At 31.0% G+C, this 22,421-nt stretch carries 24 protein-coding genes; 18 read left to right on the top strand and 6 right to left on the bottom strand.

All coding sequences use genetic code 11. The annotated features are described in order from the left end of the window. The first annotated feature begins 484 nt into the window (after positions 1–484). The 6 genes from O3802_RS04190 to tnpA all read left to right on the top strand — a co-directional run bounded on the left by O3802_RS04190 (position 485) and on the right by tnpA (position 3,354). Complete coding sequence (locus tag O3802_RS04190; protein ID WP_371458426.1) at positions 485–775, top strand: PspC domain-containing protein; 291 nt, start codon at positions 485–487, stop codon at positions 773–775. A 200-nt stretch (positions 776–975) separates the two neighbouring features. Beyond that, the gene (locus tag O3802_RS04185; protein ID WP_371458425.1) at positions 976–1,350 is read left to right on the top strand and encodes a hypothetical protein; all 375 of its coding nucleotides are present in this window, start codon (positions 976–978) and stop codon (positions 1,348–1,350) included. 164 nt (positions 1,351–1,514) lie between these two features. Continuing rightward, on the top strand, positions 1,515–1,961 hold the full coding sequence (locus O3802_RS04180; RefSeq protein WP_371458424.1) for a hypothetical protein: 447 nt from the start codon (positions 1,515–1,517) through the stop codon (positions 1,959–1,961). 62 nt (positions 1,962–2,023) lie between these two features. Then, a complete protein-coding gene (locus O3802_RS04175) occupies positions 2,024–2,437 on the top strand; it encodes a TipC family immunity protein (protein WP_371458423.1) in 414 nt (137 codons plus the stop codon). Next, the gene (locus O3802_RS04170) at positions 2,409–2,618 is read left to right on the top strand and encodes a TipC family immunity protein (RefSeq protein WP_371458422.1); all 210 of its coding nucleotides are present in this window, start codon (positions 2,409–2,411) and stop codon (positions 2,616–2,618) included. Before O3802_RS04175 ends, O3802_RS04170 begins: the two co-directional genes overlap by 29 nt. Positions 2,619–2,889: 271 nt before the next feature. Next, positions 2,890–3,354 (top strand): IS200/IS605 family transposase, encoded by a 465-nt coding sequence (gene tnpA / locus O3802_RS04165; protein WP_371458421.1) that lies wholly within the window; start codon positions 2,890–2,892, stop codon positions 3,352–3,354. 220 nt (positions 3,355–3,574) lie between these two features. Here the strand turns inward: tnpA and O3802_RS04160 are convergent, their stop codons facing one another. Further along, positions 3,575–4,279 carry a GntR family transcriptional regulator gene (locus tag O3802_RS04160; protein ID WP_276747728.1) on the bottom strand — a complete coding sequence of 235 codons (705 nt, stop codon included), beginning with the start codon at positions 4,277–4,279 and terminating at the stop codon, positions 3,575–3,577. 245 nt (positions 4,280–4,524) lie between these two features. Then, complete coding sequence (locus O3802_RS04155) at positions 4,525–5,388, bottom strand: ROK family protein (RefSeq protein WP_371458420.1); 864 nt, start codon at positions 5,386–5,388, stop codon at positions 4,525–4,527. Positions 5,389–5,717: 329 nt separating this feature from the next. On the opposite strand from O3802_RS04155, the gene manA reads away from it, so the two are divergent. The 5 genes from manA (at position 5,718) to O3802_RS04130 (ending at position 11,511) form a co-directional block, all read left to right on the top strand. After that, positions 5,718–6,665, top strand: a complete 948-nt coding sequence (gene manA / locus O3802_RS04150) for a mannose-6-phosphate isomerase, class I (RefSeq protein WP_371458419.1) — start codon at positions 5,718–5,720, stop codon at positions 6,663–6,665. A gap of 339 nt (positions 6,666–7,004) precedes the next feature. Next, the gene (locus O3802_RS04145; RefSeq protein ID WP_371458418.1) at positions 7,005–7,883 is read left to right on the top strand and encodes an N-acetylneuraminate lyase; all 879 of its coding nucleotides are present in this window, start codon (positions 7,005–7,007) and stop codon (positions 7,881–7,883) included. An 89-nt stretch (positions 7,884–7,972) separates the two neighbouring features. Continuing rightward, positions 7,973–9,526: a sodium:solute symporter family protein gene (locus O3802_RS04140; protein WP_371458417.1), complete on the top strand. Its 1,554-nt coding sequence runs from the start codon at positions 7,973–7,975 to the stop codon at positions 9,524–9,526. A 150-nt stretch (positions 9,527–9,676) separates the two neighbouring features. Beyond that, positions 9,677–10,609 carry an acetylxylan esterase gene (locus O3802_RS04135; RefSeq protein ID WP_371458416.1) on the top strand — a complete coding sequence of 311 codons (933 nt, stop codon included), beginning with the start codon at positions 9,677–9,679 and terminating at the stop codon, positions 10,607–10,609. Between the two features lie 71 nt (positions 10,610–10,680). Next, a complete protein-coding gene (locus O3802_RS04130) occupies positions 10,681–11,511 on the top strand; it encodes an acetylxylan esterase (RefSeq protein WP_371458415.1) in 831 nt (276 codons plus the stop codon). A gap of 75 nt (positions 11,512–11,586) precedes the next feature. Here the strand turns inward: O3802_RS04130 and O3802_RS04125 are convergent, their stop codons facing one another. Together O3802_RS04125 and O3802_RS04120 are read right to left on the bottom strand one after the other, a co-directional pair. Beyond that, complete coding sequence (locus tag O3802_RS04125) at positions 11,587–12,162, bottom strand: TlpA family protein disulfide reductase (RefSeq protein WP_371458414.1); 576 nt, start codon at positions 12,160–12,162, stop codon at positions 11,587–11,589. Between the two features lie 15 nt (positions 12,163–12,177). After that, positions 12,178–12,906 (bottom strand): cytochrome c biogenesis CcdA family protein, encoded by a 729-nt coding sequence (locus tag O3802_RS04120; protein WP_371458413.1) that lies wholly within the window; start codon positions 12,904–12,906, stop codon positions 12,178–12,180. A gap of 380 nt (positions 12,907–13,286) precedes the next feature. Between O3802_RS04120 and O3802_RS04115 the strand changes: the two genes are divergently transcribed. Then, a complete protein-coding gene (locus tag O3802_RS04115; RefSeq protein ID WP_371458412.1) occupies positions 13,287–14,222 on the top strand; it encodes a LysM peptidoglycan-binding domain-containing protein in 936 nt (311 codons plus the stop codon). A 141-nt stretch (positions 14,223–14,363) separates the two neighbouring features. Here O3802_RS04115 and O3802_RS04110 read toward each other — a convergent pair whose 3' ends face one another. Next, positions 14,364–14,906, bottom strand: a complete 543-nt coding sequence (locus O3802_RS04110; protein WP_371458411.1) for a flavodoxin family protein — start codon at positions 14,904–14,906, stop codon at positions 14,364–14,366. A gap of 233 nt (positions 14,907–15,139) precedes the next feature. Between O3802_RS04110 and O3802_RS04105 the strand changes: the two genes are divergently transcribed. The 5 genes from O3802_RS04105 (at position 15,140) to yycI (ending at position 21,180) form a co-directional block, all read left to right on the top strand. Beyond that, positions 15,140–16,141: a Tle-like phospholipase domain-containing protein gene (locus tag O3802_RS04105; RefSeq protein ID WP_371458410.1), complete on the top strand. Its 1,002-nt coding sequence runs from the start codon at positions 15,140–15,142 to the stop codon at positions 16,139–16,141. Between the two features lie 263 nt (positions 16,142–16,404). Further along, complete coding sequence (gene yycF / locus O3802_RS04100) at positions 16,405–17,106, top strand: response regulator YycF (RefSeq protein WP_371458409.1); 702 nt, start codon at positions 16,405–16,407, stop codon at positions 17,104–17,106. Next, the gene (locus tag O3802_RS04095) at positions 17,106–19,046 is read left to right on the top strand and encodes an ATP-binding protein (RefSeq protein WP_371458408.1); all 1,941 of its coding nucleotides are present in this window, start codon (positions 17,106–17,108) and stop codon (positions 19,044–19,046) included. Before yycF ends, O3802_RS04095 begins: the two co-directional genes overlap by 1 nt. Before the next feature lie 11 nt (positions 19,047–19,057). Continuing rightward, positions 19,058–20,374: a two-component system activity regulator YycH gene (gene yycH / locus O3802_RS04090; RefSeq protein ID WP_371458407.1), complete on the top strand. Its 1,317-nt coding sequence runs from the start codon at positions 19,058–19,060 to the stop codon at positions 20,372–20,374. Beyond that, positions 20,371–21,180, top strand: coding sequence for a two-component system regulatory protein YycI (yycI, locus tag O3802_RS04085; protein WP_371458406.1), 810 nt, complete (start codon positions 20,371–20,373; stop codon positions 21,178–21,180). The genes yycH and yycI overlap by 4 nt, the downstream gene beginning before the upstream one ends. A gap of 95 nt (positions 21,181–21,275) precedes the next feature. Here the strand turns inward: yycI and O3802_RS04080 are convergent, their stop codons facing one another. Further along, on the bottom strand, positions 21,276–21,710 hold the full coding sequence (locus O3802_RS04080; protein ID WP_371458405.1) for a Dps family protein: 435 nt from the start codon (positions 21,708–21,710) through the stop codon (positions 21,276–21,278). A gap of 253 nt (positions 21,711–21,963) precedes the next feature. Between O3802_RS04080 and yidD the strand changes: the two genes are divergently transcribed. Further along, complete coding sequence (gene yidD, locus O3802_RS04075; protein WP_371458404.1) at positions 21,964–22,221, top strand: membrane protein insertion efficiency factor YidD; 258 nt, start codon at positions 21,964–21,966, stop codon at positions 22,219–22,221. Positions 22,222–22,421: the final 200 nt, after the last annotated feature.

The raw sequence follows: 22,421 nt of genomic DNA, 5'->3' as shown, positions 1-22,421 counted from the left end.
AATATCTCCTTTTAAAATATATTTAGATCTATAAAATAACGAAAAAGTTTAAACAAATACAGTAAATCTCGGCTGGATTGTGTTGAAAAATATAGTTTAAAAATTATAAATACCATTATTTAAAATCTTAATAACATAGAATAAACTTATCTCGTATAGGGGATCTATACCCTTATTTGATATTCGTTATCAATTAATATCTAGTTTATTATACTATATAGAAAAAGTAAAAGATACAAAAAAGTTCATTGTTACGAAAAAGTTCAAAAATATAGAAATATTCAAATAAAAGGAGTGTTGAAAACATTGATTAGTACTTGTTTTAGGTGTATAATTTAAACGAAGAGAAAAAATATTTCAAAGCTAATAAATAAAGTTGTAGAATTTATAAACTTTATTTTAAGTTTCAGATATATAATAAGCTCACTAAAGTAGATAAATATAAATTTATAAGTGTTAAAACTATGGTGAGGAGGAGTTTACTATGATAGAATCATTAAATAGAATATGGAATAATTTCCTTGGATTTTTAGAAAAAAAACAAATCTATAAAGTTTATAATGGAGCGATGATTGCCGGTGTATGTAATGGGCTTGGTGAGAGATTCGGAATAAGCGTGAGTTTGCTAAGAGCGTTGTTCTTAATTGCGAGTATCTTCTCTTTTGGAAGTCCAATATTGCTGTATCTTTTATTAGTAATAGTTATGCCAAGTAAACCGATAAAACAAAATTATAAAAAATCAAGCTACGTAGAAGGACGCGCTTGGGAAAAATAAAATAAATATGAGACTTTATTCTTACCGGTTAAGAGTAAAGTCTTTTTTTGTTTGAATATATTGCTAGAATGAAAGGTGTAGATAAGTTAATTCTTCAGGTGATAAAATATTTCGAAAAAACAAAGCCCTATTTTTATGCAAAAAGAAAAATAAAAAGTATGCTATAATAATGTGGATGGAAAATAGAAAGGAAGAAAGTCATGAAAAAGAATATATTAGTTATATTAAGTATTTTAATAACAATAATGTTAGCAGGATGTCAAAAGAAAGAAGAAGTAAGTACATACGAACAAGATAGGGTAGCACAATACATTTTGGATAATGTAGAACTGGTAGATGGAAACGAGATAAAAAAGATAAAATTTTTGCAATTTGATAAAAATATTTCAACTCAGACTTGGCGTGCGACTGTGGAGTTAAATTCAAAGTATGATGTATCGTTAACAGAAAATTATATAGGAGGAGAATTGCGTTTTTCAGGTTTTTATGCTGAGGAAATATCAATTAGAAAACAAGGGAAAAGAACTATTAATAAAAATAATATAGAAATAATTTATGTGAAGGACAGAAAATAACATGGTGACTGATAAGAATTACAGGGAGATATCAGGCGAGCTAACAAGTGATAATATAATCAATAGATTGAAGAAAAATTAATTTCTAAATAGCTTAAATAATTAAGGAAGGTCAAGGTTTAATAATGTTGAGTAGAGTTTTCAAAGTAATATTATTACTATTTATGGTAGCTCCAGTAATAATTGTTTTATATGATGTATTAGGAGCACCTAAAGTCTTAACAAAAGAAAACAATAAAGGTAATGAATTCGAACAATTAGATAGGTTGATGAATACAACGAGATATGCTGAACAAATAAGAAAGGCAGGATATCAAGTAGATGATTATGATTTAAAGATGATGGATAGGATTCCAGAATTAAAAACGTTAGGGAAAAATAAATTAAGTATAGAGTCCCCTACAGATAAAACTATACATATATTTACTGATGAAAATTACGATTTAATAATTTTTAATAAAGATATGACCATTACGGGAAGTGTAATAAATCAGGGGAAAGATAAACCTAGTAGAAAGTTAACAGAAGAAGAAAAGAATAGGTATGAAAAAGAGATAAAGCAAGAAATAAATAAATTATTGGATGATATCTATAAAGCAGGAGAAAAATAATGTTAATACAAGAATAATCAAAATGATATTCAAGATTATTACGGTGAAAAGTAGGTGTTTCAATGAAAAAATTAAGTAAGAGCTGGAAAATATTTATAATAACAACGGTAGTATTAATAGGTAGTATATATGGATATTATAAAATAAATAATAGAAATGCATTTGAAGAGATGTATAATTCATATTATAACTTATTACCACTTAGAACAGTAGATAATATGCCGCAGATAAAACCTATACGCAGAGACGATAGAGGAGTAGATATGGTAGACCTAGATTATAAAGAACAAGTTAATGGAAGTAATGTAGGAATTTTTTTATCGAATTTTAGCGATGAAAAGAAAATATTCTTAATTAGCTCGACATTGATTGCAGAAGAAGTATATCTAGATATAAACTATCTATATGATATGGATACCCATAAATTGAGGAATACTGTGACTTTCAGTGGGGGGAAATGCCCCACATGTAGATGATGAGAAAAAACAAACAAGAGAACTCTTAGAAAAGCACAATATTTCAAAAGAATACTTACAGAAGAAATCAGACGAACTGTTAGATACAGTTTTAACAGATTGGCAAAGGTATAGCGGAAGTTCATATTCAAGGAGTAATATGGGAAGATTAACAATAGAAAAAGATGAGTTTTTGGGATAGTTTGGAGTTAATTACAATCCAAAAGTTTAACGATAGCTTTAATTCTTAAAAGAAAATATCTAATAAAATTATAGAAAAAGAGAACCATACTTATTTGAAGTATAGTTCTCTTTTTTATTAATGACTTTAGTCAGTTGAGGAGGCGGAGTCTCCGAAACAAAAAACCACCCGCTATGCGGGTGCGAGATAAAAGTTAAACAATTGAAAAAACATCCTTTCTTGATAAAATAAGAGTAGTTCAAGCTCTAAAAAAAGAAAGGATGTTTTTTATATGGCAAATAAACATAATAGTTTATCGCATACAAAGTGGTTATGTAAATACCATATTGTATTTACACCTAAGTATAGACGAAAAATAGAATATAATCAATACAAACGAGATATAGTAAATATAATACAAAGGTTATGTAAGTATAAAGGAGTAGAAATAATAGAAGGACATATAATGCCAGATCATATACACTTGCTGTTGTCAATACCACCAAAATATAGTGTATCAAGTATAATGAGATATTTGAAAGGAAAAAGTTCGTTGATGATATTTGATATGCATTCAAATTTAAAATATAAGTATGGGAATAGAAAGTTTTGGGCAGAAGGATATTATGTGAGTACAGTAGGATTGAATGAAAGTACGATAAAAAAATACATAAGAGAACAAGAAGCGCATGATATTGCGATGGATAAACTGACAACAAAAGAATATACAAATCCATTTGGAAATAAGAAAAAATAAAATAAACCCGTTTAACGGGTAGCGGGCGTTAAAATACAATAGGGCTTGAACGGATGTGAAAGCCAGCGCCTTGAGGTGCGTGTTAGTAACAAAGGGTTATACCCACAGAGAAAACCACCCCTTTTCAGGGGTGGTCCTTATTTGCTAATTTACCTAAAACATATATTTATAGGGTTAAATATTTTTAGTTATAGGGCCATCCCTAAATTCAAGTATCCTTTTAATCTTTAATTGTTAAGCTGTAGTATTTATAGTTTATATAAATTTTCACATATTCAAAGATATTTCCGTCAGAAAAATAAGTATATCTGTCGAACTCGAAACAAGGCTCACCTTCTTTTGCGATGAAGTCAGCAACTTCTTTTGGCGGATCAACTACAACTTTCATGTATTTTTTAGATTTTTCTTGGTGAATATCGATACGATATTTTTTTCTAATCATTGTTGCCAATTCTTTGAATCCGTCTATATCAGCTATATTGATGTCTGGTAAATATTTAAGTGGAATATAGTTAGTTTGATGAGCCCAACTAACATTTCCGATATATTTGATACGGACAACTTTTAATAGCTTTTGATTTTTTATTTTTAGTTTTGCGCAAAGCTCTTTATCTTGAATAATTTCTGCTTCTATAACGTCAGAGTGTTCAGAAACAGATTCTTTAAAGTGTTTGTGGAAGTTGTTGTTTTCTGTTACATAAACCTTTTTATTAACTAATGTTTTATTGACAAAACTCCCTTTACCTTGGATTCTAAAAATATAACCAGCTGTTTCCAACTCATTCAGAACGCGCACGGCAGTCGTGCTACTGACGTTGTAAATTTCCTTAATTTCCTTTTCTGTATAAAGTTGTTCTCCCTCTTTGAACATACCGGTTTGTATTTTCAAAATAATATCGTTAATAATCTTTTCGTATTTTTTCAAAAGTGAACCTCCTAGATGATAAATATAAATAAAATCCCCTAAAATTTAATGTATTAATTCAACTTTATAATATCATTTAAAAGGACTTTTGTAAAGCTAAAATAGAAATTTTTAACAAGAAAATTTTTATAGAGGATAAAGAAATTTTAGTGTATTTAACAAATGGCTAGTCAGAAAAAATGAAGGGAAGTGTTATAAATATAAAAAGAACCTAAATCCTAGATTTAAGTTCCTTCTTTATTAATTTATTTTTTAACAAATGGGCTTATTGCACCATATAGGGCTGCGTCGTTACCAAGGGATGCAGCTAAGAATTTAGTTTTGTTAATTTTTATTGGGTGTAGGTCTCTTACTTTTGCTTCAAGTTTGTTAAGAAGATAATCGCCTTGAGCAGAAACTGCACCACCGATGATAATATATTTTGGATCTAAAATACAAAGAAGATTAACAATACCACGAGCTACTTCGTATAACCACTCGTCAAGCACTTTTAGTGCGTTTGTATCTTCACGTTTACAAAGATCGAAGAATTCGATAACACTAAGACCATCATACATTTCGGCTTTAATTTTACGGTCAAGTGCGATAGTAGAGGCGCGTTGTTCGTATGTTGTATCAGTTTCAACATCATAGACAGATTGACCGATTTCTCCAACACCAAAGTTAGAACCGAATGGCAGACTGTTTAAGTAGTAAGCTCCACCGATACCTGTTCCTAATGCCATACAAAATACTTCATCAAGACCTTTTGCTCCACCTAGCCATTGCTCACCAAGTAGTGCGCAGTTTACATCATTATCGACATAAACATCTACTCCTAGGCGATCTCCAAAATCTTTTTTGAAGTTTGTCCCTACATAGTTTTTAATAGTTGGAGCGGCACGGATAACCTCCATGTTTATATTATCGATAACTCCAGCTGCTGATATTCCAGCTGCATTAAAATTATAGCTTTCACGGATTTTGCTAGCGATTCTAAACATTTCGTCAGTGATTTTTATTGTTACATTATCAGGTGTTTTACAAGTTTCGTAATGGATAATTTTGTAATTATCATCAAAAACAGCAAATTTAATACTTGTTCCACCAATATCTATTCCTAAATACATATAATACCTACTTTCTTAATTCCAGAGCCTAAATTAATTGTTTGTAAAAATAAGGACTTGTAGTTAAAGACTCTTTATTATAATATTTATTTTTAAAATGTTTTCAATGATATATTAACATAAAACTAGAAAAATAGAAATAGTTTCTTTATTTTTTAAGGTTAAACAAGAGGGGTGTTATACTCGAAGAGGGGAAAAATATAACGTTGAAAGGTTACAAGAAAGGTTGATTAGAAAGTTGGACTATTGATAAAATAGCCAATATAAGTTTTTTATGGTATTATATCAATGTGATGAAAATAGAAAATATTTATAATGAGGAGATAGCTATGGATACAATAGTATTTTTAGAGCCGGTGTTTGCAGAAAGAATATGGGGAGGAAGAAATTTAGAAAAATTCAACTACGCTATTCCTGAAGGAAATATAGGAGAGGCATGGGTAATTGCTGCACATGAAAATGGTAGCTCTTTAATAAAAAATGGTGAGTTAAAAGGCTTAACATTAAAAGAAGCCTATGAGAAAAGACCGGAGCTTTTTACTAAGAAAAAATACGATAAGTTTCCATTGTTGGTGAAAATTTTAGATGCAAGTGATTATTTATCTGTGCAAGTTCACCCAGAAGATGATTATGCTCGTGTGAACGAAAATGGGGAATTAGGGAAAACAGAATGTTGGTATATTCTTGATGCAGAAGAAAATTCAGAATTAATCTATGGTCATACAGCAAAAACGAAAGAAGAGTTCAATCGCGGTATTGATGAAGAAGAATGGGATGACTTGTTTATTAGAGAGAAAGTAAAGAAAGGTGATTTCTTCTATATTCCAGCGGGGACTTTGCATGCAATAGGAGCTGGGAACTTAATCTATGAGGTGCAACAAAATTCTGATACGACGTATAGAGTTTATGACTACGACCGTGTTGATAAAGATGGGAACAAGCGTGAACTACATATAGAAAAAACAAAAGATGTAACGACAGTTCCGTTTGAAAAAGTTCAACTAGGGAAAGAAGTTTACGAAGTTGGAAATATAAAAGTAACGCAGCTTGCTGAAGAAAGATACTTCGGTGTTTATAAAATTGAAGTATCAGGAGATGCAGAGCTAACAAAAAATGGAACAGGTAACCTATTTACAGTGTTAGAAGGTCAAGGACATATTACTGTTGATAATGAAGTATACGATATTAAAAAAGGTGATAGTTTTATTTTGACAACTCAGTGTAGTAACTTCCTGTTAGATGGAGATATGCTCCTTATAGGAAGTTATGATAGATAATTAAATAAAGGAGAAACGATGGTAAGAGATAGTCTTTCCATCATTTTTTGTGAATAAAGAAGATAAATATTTGTAAATATTAAGGGAGGGGGGATAAGTTTTAATGTGTTAAATAATCAGCCTTGTATTATTGAGGAAAATAAAGACTAGAAAGGGAGTTTTTAAATAAGAAAGAACAACAGATTACACTTTATTGACCAGAAATTTCGTAGCTTTCAAAAAAGAAGAAAATTAAAATTAATGCCTTGACAAACAAAAGTAAACGTTTTACAATATAATTATGTTAAAATTTAATGTGTTAAATAAAAAGTTAAAAAACAAATAACGGAGGTTTTTATAATGAAAGACTTAAAGGGATTGTATTCAGCTTTACTTATCCCATTTGATGAGAATGGTGAAGTAAAAGAAGAGGGATTACGTCAAGTAATCGAGCATAACATCAACGTTAGTAAGATTGATGGGCTGTATGTTAATGGAAGTAGTGGGGAAAACTTCTTATTAAATACTGCGCAAAAGAAACAAATATTTAAATTTGTTAAAGAAGTAGTAGGAGATAGAGTGAAACTTATCGCTCAAGTTGGATCACTGGATTTGAATGAAGCGGTAGAGCTTGCTAAATATGCTACAGAATTAGGATATGATTCATTATCAGCAGTTACACCATTTTACTATCCATTATCATTCAATGAGATTAAACATTACTACAAAACTATTATCGACGCAACGGATAACAGCATGATTCTTTACTATATTCCATTCTTAACAGGGGTGAAAATTAGTTTAGATCAATTTGCTGAATTATTTGAAGATGAAAAAGTTATCGGTGTTAAGTACACTGCTGCTGACTTCTATCAACTTGAAAGATTTAGAAGAAGATTCCCAGATAAACTAATTTGGTCTGGATTTGATGAAATGTTAGTTCAAGCGGCTATTACAGGAGTAGACGGAGCTATCGGTTCTACTTATAACGTAAATGGACAAACAAGTAAAAAAATCTTCGAACTTGCTAAAGAAGGTAAAGTTGCAGAAGCTTATGAACTTCAACATCAAGCTAACGATGTAATCGAAAAAGTTTTAGAACTAGGATTATATCAAACTCTAAAAGAAATCTTAAAAGTAAAAGGTATCGATGCTGGTTACTGTAAACAACCTATGAAAGTATTCGACCCAGCAAAAGTAGCAGAGGTAGAAAAATTAGTTAAAGATTACAATCTTTAATTTATTAACGATAGGGTGAATTTGGAAATAAGGAAAAATGTTAGGTAAAAAACCTAGAGTAAATATGTTAAAAATGGGAGGAAGGTACCATGGATAAAGTAGGATTTGGTACGTTAAACAGTATAGTTTTAGCGCTATATTTACTAGCTATGCTAGTAGTAGGTATGTATTTCACTAAAAAAGCCGGGGAAAGTACAGAGGCGTTTTTCAAAGCAGGAGGGAAGGTTCCTTCTTGGGCAGTAGGATTTTCAATTTATGCAACAACGCTATCTGCCATTACATTTATGGCGACACCGGAAAAAGCATTTAATGGAGACTGGACATATGCAGCAGGGAACGTTGCGATTATCGCGATTATTCCGATATTAATTTATTACTATGTTCCGTTCTTTAGAAAATTAGATGTAACAACAGCGTATGAATATTTAGAAGAACGTTTCAACCCAAGTATGCGTGTTATTGGAAGTGTTTTGTTCTCATTATTCCACATTGGTCGTATTGCGATTGTAGTTTATTTACCAACAGTTGCGATTACTTCAGTGTCAACAGTTAACCCATATTTAGTATGTGCGGCAATCGGTATACTTTGTGTTATCTACTCATTTATGGGAGGTATTGAAGGGGTTATTTGGACAGACGTTATTCAAGGAATTATTTTACTTGGAGGAGCTATTCTTGTTATTATTCTTGGGGTATACCAAGTAGGTGGTTTTGGGAATGTTGCAACAGATGCACTTGCTAACGGTAAAATCGTTACAGCACAAAAATTCAGCTGGTCATTTACAGCGTCAACTATTCCAATTATCTTTATAGGATCAATTTTTAATAACTTACAACAATATACAGCTTCTCAAGACGTTGTTCAACGTTATAGCACTACAGAGTCTATTAAAGAAACTAACAAATCAATTTGGACAAATGGATTATTAGCATTTATCACTATTCCAATTTTCTACGGAATGGGAACAGTTCTATACAGTTTCTACAAAGGGGCAAATGCTGTAACAAAATTACCAGATTTTATGAACGCGGAAGTAGTAGGGAAAGCAGCTAACACAACAGCTTTAGTACCTTACTTCATCTTAACTGCATTACCAGCAGGTGTTGCTGGATTAGTTATCGCAGCTATTTTAGCGGCAGCTCAATCAACAATTTCTTCAAGCTTAAACTCAATTTCGGCTTGTATTACAGTTGATATTAAACAACGTTTCTTCGGTACTAGTAAAGACGCTAAACAAGACGTTCTTTTAGCTCGTGTTATTATTATCATAGCAGGGGTATTAGGAACAATCGCAGCATTGTACTTCGTAAATACTAACCAAAAAGAAACTTGGGATTTATTCCTTAAATACACAGGTTTACTAGGGGTGCCTCTAGCAGGAACATTTGCATTAGGTATCTTTACTAAACGCGCAAATGGAGCTGGTGCATTATTAGGACTTATCGTAGCAGGATTAGTTTGTTACTATATCCAAGACTACACAACTTATGCAAAACAAAGTCCATTTATCTTCTCTGGATTCTCATTCTTAAGTTCATTAGTATTCGGATATATTTGTAGTTTCTTCTTCAAATCTACAAAAAATATCACAGGACTTACTATTCATACTAAGGATCAAGAATACGTAAAAGAAGCAAAATAATAAATTAATTTGATTAAATAACAAACTTACACAATAAAAGGCAGCCCTAAAATATTTAGGGCTGTTTTTTATAAATTAGAAAATAATTATTGTGATACTTGTAAGAAGCGGTTATAATTTAATTGCAGAACGAAATAGAAAGGAGTTTTTATGGATATTACTGAATATTTAGGAAGTTGGGATAGACCTTTGGATTTTGACAGTTATTGGGATAAAAAGCTAGAATTTATAAATAGTGTACCATTGGATTATGAGCTAACAGAGGTCGAGTTTTCAAACTTCGATAATGTAAAATACTACGATTTGTATTTTACAAGTTTTGATGGAGCGCGTATTTATGCAAAATTTATAAAACCTGTGAGTAATGGTGAAGTTCCAGCCCTATTTTATTTCCACGGTTATCCAGGATGTAATCGAAACTGGTTTGAAAAAACAGCGTATGCTTCTTTAGGTTATGCGGTTTTTGCGATGGACTTTCGAGGTCAAGGTGGAAAAAGTCAAGATATAGGTGGTATTCTTGGAACCACTGTTGCAGGGCATATAGTTGCTGGTATTGATGATGAGTTGGATAATATGATTTATGTTAAAAATATTCTTGATATGTGTTTGCTTATTCGTATTGCGAAAGATATTGAGGGGATAGATGCTAATAATATAAATTGTGCTGGTGGCTCACAAGGTGGGGGCTTTGCGACAATGTGCGCAGGTTTGAACGACATAAAAAAATGTATAATTCTTTATCCGTTTTTATCTGATATGAAAAAAGTTTATGATCTTGATCTAGATTTAGTTGCCTATGAGAGTATTCGTTATTATGCGCGCTGGTTCAGTTCAACAGGGGAAAATGATGAGAAACTATTCAATAGATTAGCGTATATAGATGCGAAAAACTTTGCGCCGAGAGTAAAGTCAAAAGTACTATTTGGAGCTAGCAATATCGATGTTATTTGTCCGATAGAAACACAGTTTGCAGTGTATAACAATTTGAATTGTGAAAAAGAGTTGGTTTTATATAAAAAATATGGTCACGAAAACATACCAGATTTTAATACAAAAACGGCAAGATTTTTATTAGACGACTAGCAAAGAGAACGAGTCTGCAAACTTACATATTTTGCTAAGTTGTAGAAAATCTAAGAGGAGGATAAGAACTAGTGAAATTAGAAAAAAATAGACAGTTTGAATATAATTTGAACAAAATTGCCGATAATCATCCAAGGTTAGATTACTATGAATTAACCTATACGGCAGTGGATAATTCAAAAATTTATGCAGAAGTAATGGTCCCTAAAGGACAAATACGTGGTTTATTTATAGAAATACCAGATTACAAAGCTTTCCCAAAAGATTATCTTAATCTGGGGAGATACGCAATACTTGATTATGCAGTAGCTTCATTACATGTTCGAGGACAAGTAGGGCAAAGTGAAAATAGACAACCGGCTTCGATTTATTTTCCATTTTTAAACAATCAAAATGATGAGTTATATTATAACTTTGTTTATCAAGATGCAATAGATTTAGTAACAATATTAAAAAAAGAATTTCCTGAATTAGAGATTAATGTTTTAGGAATAGGACAAGGAGCTAGTGTAGGCTTAGTTGCGGCTGCAGTAACAAAAGACATAGAAAGATTATTTATCTCAAACGCTCAAAATATAGATTTTGAAACTATTTTTAAAGAAAATGCTGACGTGGGAATTTACAAAGCCATTCGAGATTATAATCGTAATTTCCCGCAAAAAGAAGACTATATGTTAGATTGTTTAAGTGAAATAGACATTCTTAATTATGCAAAAGAAGTAGAAGCACAAGTTTATTATGGTTACTCACATCTTAACGTAAGAACACCGAAAAAATGTCAAGATAAATTATTGGAATTATTACCGAATAAAGAGATTATTCATTACCGAAAATTTGAACATGAAGTGCTTCAAGAACACTTCTTCGATGAGTTTGTTTTGAAAAAATTGGGAGAGTTATAAACAGAGGATAAAGTATAAGAAATGATTATATAAAAATCACCACTTAAGAATTTTTTTTAAGTGGTGATTTTTTAATTATTTCATTTTCCCAAGTTCTTCGATAAGTTTTTCTTCAGTTAATGCACCTGGGAATCTATTTGCTATAGTACCATCACTATTGATAAAAATATGAGATGGGAATGAGCGGATTCCGTAATTTATTAAGAAACGATCGTTAACATCAAATAATACTGGGTAAGTAAGGTTAAGTTCTTTAGCTTTTGCTAGGATAACATCTTTACTTTTATCGCTAGGATTTTGATTTTTGAAAACTTCATCGTTAGGAGAAGTAATAGATAAAAAGACAATATCTTCTCTAGCTTTTACTTTTTGATAAACTTTTTCAAGTTCTGGAATTTCGCGAAGACATGGACCACACCAAGAAGCCCAAACATTGATATAAACTTTTTTACCTTTAAAGTCGCTAAGTTTAACTTCTTTTCCATCTTTATCTATTACAGTAAAGTTATAAGCCTGAGTTGTTGTTTTCTCCTCTTTTTTTTCTTGAGAAGAGTTTGATGTATCTTCTTTTTTAGGTTCTTCTTTTGAACAAGCTGTTAAAAGAAGTGAGCTACTAAGTAAAGCAGCGCCTAATAGTGATAATTTTTTCATAAGTTAGTCTCCTTTTTAATTAAAATATCTCATAAGTGATACGAAAGAACCACTTAGTATTAATATACCAATTGTAATTAATATTATTCCTGAAATTATTTGTGTATATTTTAAAATATTAGTATGTTTCTTGAAGATTCTCAATAACGTAGATGCGAAAAATGCTACGAAAATAAATGGTAAGATAAATCCTAAGCAATATACTAATACCAAAATTATACTCATAATACCCGCATGGCTAGAAGCGTATAAAAATACACTTGCTAGGATAGGGCCAATACATGGAGTCCATGAAAAACTAAATGTAAAGCCCATTAGAAAGGCTAAAACTGGAGTAGTTTTATTACCTTTTCTTTTTACTTTATCTTTAATGGAAAACTCTTGTTTTAAAAAACCGATTTTGAAAATTCCAAGTTGGAGTAATCCCATAAAAACGATAAGTATTCCACTAACTATTTGTAGAGTTTTGATATTTTCGTTTAAGAAAATACTAATAAAGCTTGTTGCAAATGCTAAAATGAAAAATGTTGAACAAATACCTAAGATAAAGAATAATGTATTTGTAATGGTATTGCGTTTATTAAAAACCAATTCACCATGTTCATTTTGCTCTTTTTTACCAGCCAGTATTCCGATATAGATAGGTAAAATCGGGATAACGCAAGGTGATAAAAATGACAACAGTCCTTCTAAAAATAAAAAGGATAATTTCACAAGTGAAACTGATGTACTTAAATCTGTCATAAAGCCTCCCTTATTAGTGTATTAACAAGTAATATTAATAATTTTTTTTATTAAAAAACTTACACGCTAACTATATAATAAAATATGTATTAGTGCAATTTTTATGCCTCAAATATGACTCGAAAATTACGATAGTAAAGCTTTATGACAGGTTTTTATCACTATTATTACAAAACTGTTACAAGTATTGAAAAAACTTTTTCTACATCATATAATGGTATTACGTCAAAATTAAAACGAAATTTAAATGTATTTAAATGGAGTTAAAGACATATAGAAATTAAAGTTTTGAAATAACAATTTAGAAAAAATAGAAATTTAGAAAATATTATTAGAGAGCATTTAGCTCGAAATTAGATTTTAAGGAGAAATTATTTTAGATGAGTAAATTACAAAAATTAGTAGCAACAACGGCAATCGTATCAACAGTAGCTTTTGGTTTATCACAAGTAGCTGATGCTGATACTTATACAGTTAAAAAAGGTGATACACTTTGGGATATCGCTATTAACAATGGTACAACTGTTGACCAACTTATGCATGATAATAACTTAACTAGTTCATTAATCTTCCCTGGGGATAAATTAACTTATAATACAACTGTTAACCAAGTAGCTCAAGCAAAACAAGAAGGATACTATTCAGTAGTTTTAGGAGATACTTTAGGAAAGATCTCTAGTAAATTTGGTGTATCAGTAGATGAACTTGTTAAATTAAACAACATTTCTAATCCAAACTTAATCTACGTTGGGGAAGTATTAAAAATAGATGCGGCTGCAGCAACTAAAACGCAAACAACAGCAACAACTGTAGCAAAAGCATCTGTAACTCAAACTACATCTGCACAAACTGTAGTGAAAGTAGAACAACCAGTTAAACCAGCAGCAGCTCCAGCACCAAAAGCTGAAGAAAAACCAGCGGCAGCATCGGCAGCACCTGCAGTAACAAAAACTGCAGCTCCAGCAGCAACAACTCAAGTAGCATCTTCAAACAAAGGAGCAGCTATTTATCAAGCAGCTATGGCTCAATTAGGAAGAATCCAAGATTGTACAATGCTTGTAACTAACTCTCTTAAAGCTGTAGGAATTAACTTCCATGATTGGCCAGCAGGATATATGAGTTTAGGAACTGTTGTTCCAGCATCTCAAGCTCAACCAGGAGATTTAGTATACTATGCTAACGGTGGTTTAGGATTTGCTCATATCGCTGTTTATGCAGGTAACGGTCAAGCTATTCATGGTGGATGGAACGGAAACCAAACAGTTGTTAACAGTGTTAACGTTGGAAGTGGACCGGTATTTATCCGCGTAAGATAATTAGATAGAAAATAAAGCACTTTGAATATTTATTCAGGGTGCTTTTTATAATTCAAAAAAATACTATATAAAAAATAAGTCTTAAAGAGGAATTTAAGACTTATTTTTTAGGTAAGTGTATTTGTTAAATGTAAATTTGACTTAAGAAAGTTCAGTTTGTAGCAATTCTTTAAAACAAAGTCCAGCATCGTGTAAATCTTTTTGATCAGGATGTGATTTTGATTCTTTCACCATATCCACCAAATCTGGCGTAACTTTATGGATGAAATTTGGATCTTTCCATGATAGTATTTTAAAGACAATAAGCACTTTAGGATCTATTTTACCTTGGCAAACAAATGTTTTAAGGACGTCGTTACCACGTTCTTTCATAAAGTCTATATAATTGTTTATTGAGTTATCTGCATGGTAATGCTCTCGCGGTACCCCACAAGTAAGAAAAAGTGCTACTTTTTTATCTTTTATCTCTTGTGTATCTACAAAATTTTGCATTTTTTTATTAGCAGTTGTTTTATCTGTCCAAGCACCTAAGATGTATAGGTCATATTGTTCTTGTAGTTTTGTTTTTTGTTTTTTTATATCTAGTAAAGTTACATCTGCTAGATTTTTTATCTCATTATAGATAGCCTCGGCGACTTTTCTTGTGTTTTTAGTTTTGCTTGAGTAGGCTAGTAATACCTTCATAATTTACCTCCAAGTTGTAGTAAACTTATTATAACAAAAAATAAAAGAAATATATAGTAGATTTTACAAATAATTTCTTAAAAAATGTTACTAATTATATTGAGAGAAAATTGCTTTGTAGGGGTGGTTTTTTAGTGATATAAAACGAGATTTATTAAGGGGATTAAAGGTAAACAATTGCTAGATTACAGGAAGTATAGTATTATAAAAATTATGATATGGAGGTAGAATTGATGGTGAAAACTTTTGATTTGACGAGTAATGCATCCTTTATCACCTATAGGATAGAGACGTTGATAAAAATGAAGACTTCAAAGAAGATGATATATAATTTTGTTGAATTAGAGAAAAAAACAGGTAGTTTTCCACCGGAACTGGAATTTGTAACGGGTTTTTATGATGAACAAACGGGGAGCAGTGGAAGTTTATTTAGAAATACTAAATTAGATAATTATATTTTGGCTTATACAGGAACAAATTATTATTTTGATCGAGAAAAGGATTTGTATGCTGATGTTGTGGGTATTTGTCTTGGTCAGGGAGAACATTATCCACCATGTTATAGATTTTACAAGAGAATGACAAAAAAATATGGCGAAAATGTTATTTTAACTGGTCATTCTTTGGGTGGGAACATTGCTATGCGTGTTGCTTTAGAATATAATGTTAAGGAGACAATAGTCTATAATGCAGCACCGTTATATTTAAAAGATGGAGTTAATATTTTTATGACGCCAGATATGGATGAAGTTTTATATTCTGAAAGATTAACTGTATATAATAGAAAAATTAAGAAAATTGCTAAGAAAAAATTAGAATTTACGGGTTCTGTGAAGAGAATTGTTTCTGAAAGTGATATTTTCACGCGTATTTCAGAATTGTTGGATATAGGTTGTTATTTAGGAGATGCTTATATTATAAAGGATGCGGGAATTCACGGTATTAAGAGCTTTTTAGGAAGCCACCAAGAAACTTTAACGACTCTTTTGGAAAAAGGAGATATCAATCATAAAAATATTGTTTTAGAGTATAAAGAATTTTCATTAGAAGATGTTAAATTGTTAGGCTTGTTATCGAAAGATGTTCTATCATCTTTGAGTAATCAGATTAATGCAACATTACAGAGTGAAATAGTTCTGAATAATTTGAATAAAAACCCATACAATGTAACATTTAATCGATTTATACAGAGTGTGTTAGATGGGATTGAGCAGAAAAAATTAAATGTAAAGTAAATATTTAGTACGACTATAAGAGAAGAGTATACATATTTTATAGAAATAGATAATCAGATAAGGTGGCTGGAGGAGTTATATTCGAAAAATTTTAAAAAGATTGATAATATAGTTAATTACACCAATCTTATACATACTAGTTGCTGAAAAAAAATAAAAAAAATGATATAATATAGAAGAGTCTATACAAAAAAGTAGAAAAACTAAATAGTTAAGTAGAAAAAGTAGGCTATGAAATAATTTATAATTAAGGAGGAGCCCGGATGGCTGAATATAAAATTTTAGTAGTTGATGATGAGGAGCCAATTGCAAAAATTCTAGATTTTAATCTAAAAAAAGAAGGTTACGATGTAGTTATAGCGAATGATGGAGAACGTGCGGTTGAACTTGCATTTAGCGAGAATCCTGATTTGATTTTATTAGATTTAATGCTACCTAAGAAAGATGGTATGGAAGTTTGCCGTGAAGTTCGTGCGAAGAAAAATATACCTATAATAATGCTAACTGCAAAAAATAGTGAGATTGATAAGGTACTTGGATTAGAATTTGGGGCAGATGATTATGTAACTAAACCATTTTCTACAAGAGAGCTTATGGCTCGTGTCAAAGTAAATCTTCGTCGTGTTTCGAAACAACAAGAAGATGTAGAAGAGGAAAAAACAAGTGAACTGGCGATAAAAGATATAGTTATTTATCCAGATGCTTATGTTATTAAGAAAAATGGTAAAGAAATTGATCTTACACGTCGTGAATTTGATTTATTTTATTATTTAGCTCAACACCCAGGGCAAGTTTTAACTCGTGAAAACTTATTGCAGACTGTATGGGGATATGATTATTTTGGAGATGTACGTACAGTTGACGTTACGGTAAGACGTTTAAGAGAAAAGGTTGAAACTGATTCTTCGCAACCAGAATACATTATGACACGTCGTGGTGTAGGATATTTCATAGGTGAAGAGTAATGAATTTATTTAATTACAAGAATATTAATAGACGCTGGTTTTCGTCTATTAGAGTTAAGTTTGTTATTGTCTATGTTCTTGTGAATATAATAGCTCTACAACTGATAGGGCTATTTTTTACAGCGCAACTTAGAACTTCTAATATAAATAACTTTGAACAAAATATTATTGAACAAGAAAAAATTCTGAATTACCACATTCGTGAAGAATTGGATAAAGATGATAAAAAGAATGACAACGAAGAGCGAGTAGTTGGTGCGACAAATGGAGATAGTATTAAAATAGAAGGTGATGTAGCTTCGGTTAATGCTAAGAGTGGTATTGCCAAGCTTATTAGTGAATTTAATATACAAAAATTACTATCTGTTAGTATTATTGATAATAACTCTAAAATTGTGGCCTCATCATCTAAAAACAGAAATGATGAATATTTAGCTAAAAGATCATTTGATCCGTTGGTTAGCCAAGTGTTAAAAACAGGAGAAAGTGCAAAAAAAATTCAGAATAATGTTGAATTAGGGAAGAGGGTTTGGATTTATGTCAGCCCTATAAAGCAAGGAAATAAAATCATAGGTGTAGTATCATTGATGGCTGATATAGAAAGTGTTTATCAAGATGTTAATGGTATCACTAAAATCTTCATTATAGGGACAGTGCTATCTATTTTAATTACGACGATTATAGGTTTTGTTGCCTCGAAGACAGTTACAAGTTCTATTGAAAAAATGAGTTCTCAAGTTAAAAAAATGGCGGCTGGAAACTATGGTACGGTTGTTGGGATTGATACTAATGATGAAATAGGAGACTTGGCAAAAGTATTTAATAAGATTTCCAAAAGGATAGAAGAGGAACAGGCGGTAACGGAGACAGAACGTAGGAAGCTAGCGACTATTATTGAAAGTATGATGGATGGTATTATTACAACTGACAATAATGGCCGAATAATCTTGATTAATACTTCTGCAGAAGACATGATTGGTGCTCGTGATGAGGAGATTTTTATCGGGAAAGATGCGTTGAAAATCCTAAATATCACAGAATATGAACATATCGGAGATATTATCGAGGCGGAAGATAGTTTGCTTGTTAATACTTCGAAAACTGATGAAAGCTTGTTGTTGCGTGCAGAATTTTCAAAAATAGTTAAAGAAGAAAAAGAAAACTTGATGCAGATGTCAACCGAGTTAGAAGGGTATATTATAGTTCTTTATGATGTAACAGATCAAGAACGTCAAGAAAAAGAACGTCGCGAGTTTGTTTCGACAGTATCTCACGAATTACGTACGCCTTTAACAACGATGAATAGTTATATAGAAGCGTTGGAAGAAGGGGTTATAAACGATAAAGAACTAGCTCCACAGTTTATCGATACTATCCACAAGGAAACAAATCGTATGATTAGGATGGTTAATGAGTTAATGCAACTAGGGAAAATGGATATTAAAGAAGAGCATTATGAAAAAGAATTTATAGATATTAATAAGCTTATCGAGCAAATATCTGATAGATTTGAATTAACTCATCCCGAGAAAAATTTTATAAAACACACTTCAAAAATACCTATTTTTGTTGAGGGTGATCAGGATAAACTTACTCAGGTGTTCGATAATATAATGAATAATGCCATAAAATATTCTCCAAATGGTAAAAATATAACCATTCGAGTAAGACAAAACTATAATCATAATAGGGTTAATATCTCGATAAAAGATGAAGGTGTTGGAATACCGCTAGTGCATATTGATAAAATATTCAATAGATTTTATCGTGTTGATAAGAGTCGTCAAAGAAGTATGGGAGGAACAGGTCTTGGACTTGCTCTTGCTAAAAATATTATCGAGGCACATAAAGGGCGTATTTGGGCACAAAGTAGAGAAGGTTATGGGACAATTATTTTTGTAACCTTGCCTTGTGAACGAATAGATGACGAATGGTTATAGGGAGGATTTTTATGAAAGGTAGAAAAAGAGAACGATTTAAATCTATTTTATTAGTATGTTTGGTGTTTTCTAGTTTATTATTATCATATTCAATAATAACGTATAAACCGGATTATGAGTTGTTTGCTAGGCGAAGTCAACAAAAATTACCAGAAGTTGATAAAAACAATTTGGTTAGTTTTTTAATTCCGGATACTATGGTAAAAACATATCCAGGTATGCGAGAAGAAGCAATAGTGCCTAATTCTATCACTAAAGTAGCGACTGTTGAGGCTGTAAAAGATAAAAAGGTCCTAAAAGAGCTATTAATAGAACTAGCCGACAGTCAAAGTATTGAGGTTCGTGTACGTAATCGTAATATAGAAGATATTACAACAAATAATACTTCTGAAAAAATATCGATAAATTATCAAGAAACGTTGGATTCATCACTTGTTAAATCACTTTTCTTTTCGGAAGAAAACTCAAATGTTAGTTTGGAGTTTGACACTTTGGTAATGTTAAAGGATAGACCGAATATGTTGTATCTTTATAAAAAAGATGATAAAAACTATCTTCAAGTAACATTGAAAGAATCGCTTTATGATAAAATTAATGGAAAATTTAATGAAAATAAAAAAAATTATTCAAAATATAGTTTAAATAATAAGTTTATTTATTTAAAAGATGCGGATGAAGAAAAAGTAATTGATGAATATAGTGCTGAGGAAGTTAGTGTAACGCGCCTTGCAAAAGATATCTTTGAGAAAAAAGATGATGTTCGAGTTGGTGCTGATAATGAAATAACAGATGGGTATGCTATTTTGAAATCACAAAACCATAGAATAGTCTATACGAACCCGTCTAATGAGGGTGGCAAAGAGGTAGGGACTACGGTCGCGATAAATAATACCATTAATTTCTTAGAATTAGGCTATGCTAGTGATACAAATTACCAGTTAACAACCTCTCTTGATGGTATTACAATATTCCAAGAAACACATAAGGAGTCTATTGTTTTTAGTAAGGAAGGACATGCAGATATTGTTTCGGAAGACAATAGTAATGGTATATATCGTCTTACTTCTCCTAAAAGATTGACAAAAACATATCTATCTTCAAAAGAAGTGGGTCTTTTTGAGGTGGAAAAAATGGAATACGTTATTAACTACCTTTATAACAATACTAATTTGAAGAATGTAACGGATATAGTTTTAGGATATGAAAAGACGTATAATAAAGAAAATAATAGTTTTAGCTATACACCTGCATGGTATGTAAAATATAATAATCGATATATGAGCTTTAAGAAAATAAAAGAATTAGTAGCTGGAGGAGGGAAACTATGAATTGGGGTAAGATAAAAAGTCTGTTTATCTATTTGTTCATTATCTTAAACGCCGTGCTGCTGGGTTCTTATATTTATACAATTCAAAAACATAAAACAGAAATAGTTCAAGAAAAAGAAATTATTGAGAAAGCTATGAAGAGTGATAATATAACTGTAGAAGAAAGTACGAGTAAAAAAGATAACTTGGGTTATGTTAATGTTACGATAGCTAGTTTTAAAGATTTGAAGAAAGATAATGCCAGCTTAAAGTATGATGTTGAAACTTCTGATAAGGTATCTGTTTTGAAGGTCAGTTCGGATACGGCTATAACTAATGTTGCCAGAGGTAATTATCGTGCAGAGATAGATGCATTTTTATTAGAAAAGTTCAAACTAGGTTCTGAGTATACATTTTCTAGTTATAGTGCAAAGAAAAATGAGATAATTTACGAGCAACAGATTGATGGTGTCAGAGTTTTTGCGAATAAAAACGCTCGAATAGTGTTTGAAGTCGATTCTAATGGAGATGTGAAGAAATTTTCTCTTGCGAGTGTTGCCAACATAAAGAAAGATAAAAGTGAGACATTGGTGACTCAAACACAGGCGGTAAATAGGTTATATCATGAAGATTTAATTCCGAAAAGTTGCAATGTGAAAGCCACACTGGGGTATTATACTTATATTTCTCAAACAGAAAACCAAGTATTGATACCTACTTGGAGTGTAGTTATAACGGCGTCTGATGGGAAAATAAGTACATATTATGTAGATGCGATAAACCTTAATATCTTGAACAGACAAGGTACAAACACAAAAAATAAATAGTTTTGAATAATAAAAAAGACTAGGTGTTACTAAATAAAATATATCTAAACGGATAAATTATTTAGTAAGGTCTAGTCTTTAATTTTAGGATTTAATTATTCAGCAAGATATGCTTTAAGCATCCAAATATTTTTCTCTAATTGAGTTTTAACTCCTAATGCAAAATCAGATGTTCCTTGATCGCCTTCTGCTTCAGAAAGTTCCATAAGTTTAGAAAGATCTGCTTTTAATAATTCGAAGTCGTGGAAAACTGCAGCAACCATTTCTGAAGTAGTTTCTTTTTCAGTTGCTTCTTCGATAGTAGCTATTTCTAAAGCTCCTTTAAGTGTAGAAACTGGGCGTCCACCGATTGCTAATAGTCTTTCAGCAGCTTCATCTAGAGTTGCTGTAGTGTAATCATAGTAATTTTCAAATACAGTGTGTAGAGTATAAAAACTACGTCCATTTACATACCAATGGAAGCTATGTAGTTTTGTATAAAGTACTGTAAGATTTGCTACAAGTTTATTTAATTCGTTTTTATGTTTCATTTTTTAATCTCCTTTATTTCTTAATTATGCTTACATTATAACACTATGGATATGAGGTGTAAAGGTTAGTGCACCTTAACAGTTATTGGGAATTGTTATCAATAATGATTAATATAATACAAAGAAATGTATTTAGTAGAGATGATGTTTAATGGTTAGTTTTTATTTTGGTTGTACTTTTTAAAAATAAGAGTGCATTATTTGAATAGAGTGGGATAAGTTTGTTACAATAGGAACAAAGAGAGGAAGAATAATGGCTAAATTATGTATATTTTTAATTAACCTATATAGAAAATATATTTCGCCTTATACAAAGCCACGTTGTAGATTTTCTCCAACTTGTTCGATGTACGCGGTAGAAAGTTATAAGAGATTTGGTTTTTTCTTGGGAACTTATTTAACGATAAAAAGATTGTTGAAATGTCATCCATTGTATAAGGGGGAGTATTTTGATAATGTTCCGTTATTTAAAAAGGATATTTTCAAATATAATAGAAAAAAAGAAGACTAACACACTATTAAAATAGGTGTTAGTCTTTATTTTTTAGAAAACCGACAAAATTTGTTGTTCTGTCAGTTTAAAGGCGGAATTTGTGTTCTGGATAAATTGAGGTTATGCAATCGAGAATCGTCGAGGTAATTAATTTGAAATTAAGTTGCCCAACGATAATAACGGAATGCCCCTAAACTATAAGAGTATTTGTGATTAAG

The organism is Gemella sp. 27098_8_92 (assembly GCF_041433685.1).
Taxonomy (GTDB): Bacteria; Bacillota; Bacilli; order Staphylococcales; family Gemellaceae; genus Gemella.
Note: the sequence above shows the minus strand (reverse complement) of the source record. Positions and strands in the feature narration are given on the sequence as shown.

Bases quoted from the DNA above. Each gene is read 5' to 3' on its own strand.
- O3802_RS04145 (WP_371458418.1), top strand. From the start codon at position 7,005: ATGAAAGACTTAAAGGGATTGTATTCAGCTTTACTTATCCCATTTGAT.
- O3802_RS04125 (WP_371458414.1), bottom strand. From the start codon at position 12,162: ATGAAAAAATTATCACTATTAGGCGCTGCTTTACTTAGTAGCTCACTT.
- O3802_RS04120 (WP_371458413.1), bottom strand. From the start codon at position 12,906: ATGACAGATTTAAGTACATCAGTTTCACTTGTGAAATTATCCTTTTTA.
- O3802_RS04080 (WP_371458405.1), bottom strand. From the start codon at position 21,710: ATGAAACATAAAAACGAATTAAATAAACTTGTAGCAAATCTTACAGTA.
- O3802_RS04180 (WP_371458424.1), top strand. From the start codon at position 1,515: ATGGTAGCTCCAGTAATAATTGTTTTATATGATGTATTAGGAGCACCT.
- O3802_RS04185 (WP_371458425.1), top strand. From the start codon at position 976: ATGAAAAAGAATATATTAGTTATATTAAGTATTTTAATAACAATAATG.
- O3802_RS04135 (WP_371458416.1), top strand. From the start codon at position 9,677: ATGGATATTACTGAATATTTAGGAAGTTGGGATAGACCTTTGGATTTT.
- yidD (WP_371458404.1), top strand. From the start codon at position 21,964: ATGGCTAAATTATGTATATTTTTAATTAACCTATATAGAAAATATATT.
- O3802_RS04110 (WP_371458411.1), bottom strand. From the start codon at position 14,906: ATGAAGGTATTACTAGCCTACTCAAGCAAAACTAAAAACACAAGAAAA.
- yycI (WP_371458406.1), top strand. From the start codon at position 20,371: ATGAATTGGGGTAAGATAAAAAGTCTGTTTATCTATTTGTTCATTATC.
- O3802_RS04115 (WP_371458412.1), top strand. From the start codon at position 13,287: ATGAGTAAATTACAAAAATTAGTAGCAACAACGGCAATCGTATCAACA.
- yycH (WP_371458407.1), top strand. From the start codon at position 19,058: ATGAAAGGTAGAAAAAGAGAACGATTTAAATCTATTTTATTAGTATGT.
- O3802_RS04155 (WP_371458420.1), bottom strand. From the start codon at position 5,388: ATGTATTTAGGAATAGATATTGGTGGAACAAGTATTAAATTTGCTGTT.
- manA (WP_371458419.1), top strand. From the start codon at position 5,718: ATGGATACAATAGTATTTTTAGAGCCGGTGTTTGCAGAAAGAATATGG.
- O3802_RS04140 (WP_371458417.1), top strand. From the start codon at position 7,973: ATGGATAAAGTAGGATTTGGTACGTTAAACAGTATAGTTTTAGCGCTA.
- O3802_RS04175 (WP_371458423.1), top strand. From the start codon at position 2,024: ATGAAAAAATTAAGTAAGAGCTGGAAAATATTTATAATAACAACGGTA.
- tnpA (WP_371458421.1), top strand. From the start codon at position 2,890: ATGGCAAATAAACATAATAGTTTATCGCATACAAAGTGGTTATGTAAA.
- O3802_RS04095 (WP_371458408.1), top strand. From the start codon at position 17,106: ATGAATTTATTTAATTACAAGAATATTAATAGACGCTGGTTTTCGTCT.
- O3802_RS04105 (WP_371458410.1), top strand. From the start codon at position 15,140: ATGGTGAAAACTTTTGATTTGACGAGTAATGCATCCTTTATCACCTAT.
- O3802_RS04190 (WP_371458426.1), top strand. From the start codon at position 485: ATGATAGAATCATTAAATAGAATATGGAATAATTTCCTTGGATTTTTA.
- yycF (WP_371458409.1), top strand. From the start codon at position 16,405: ATGGCTGAATATAAAATTTTAGTAGTTGATGATGAGGAGCCAATTGCA.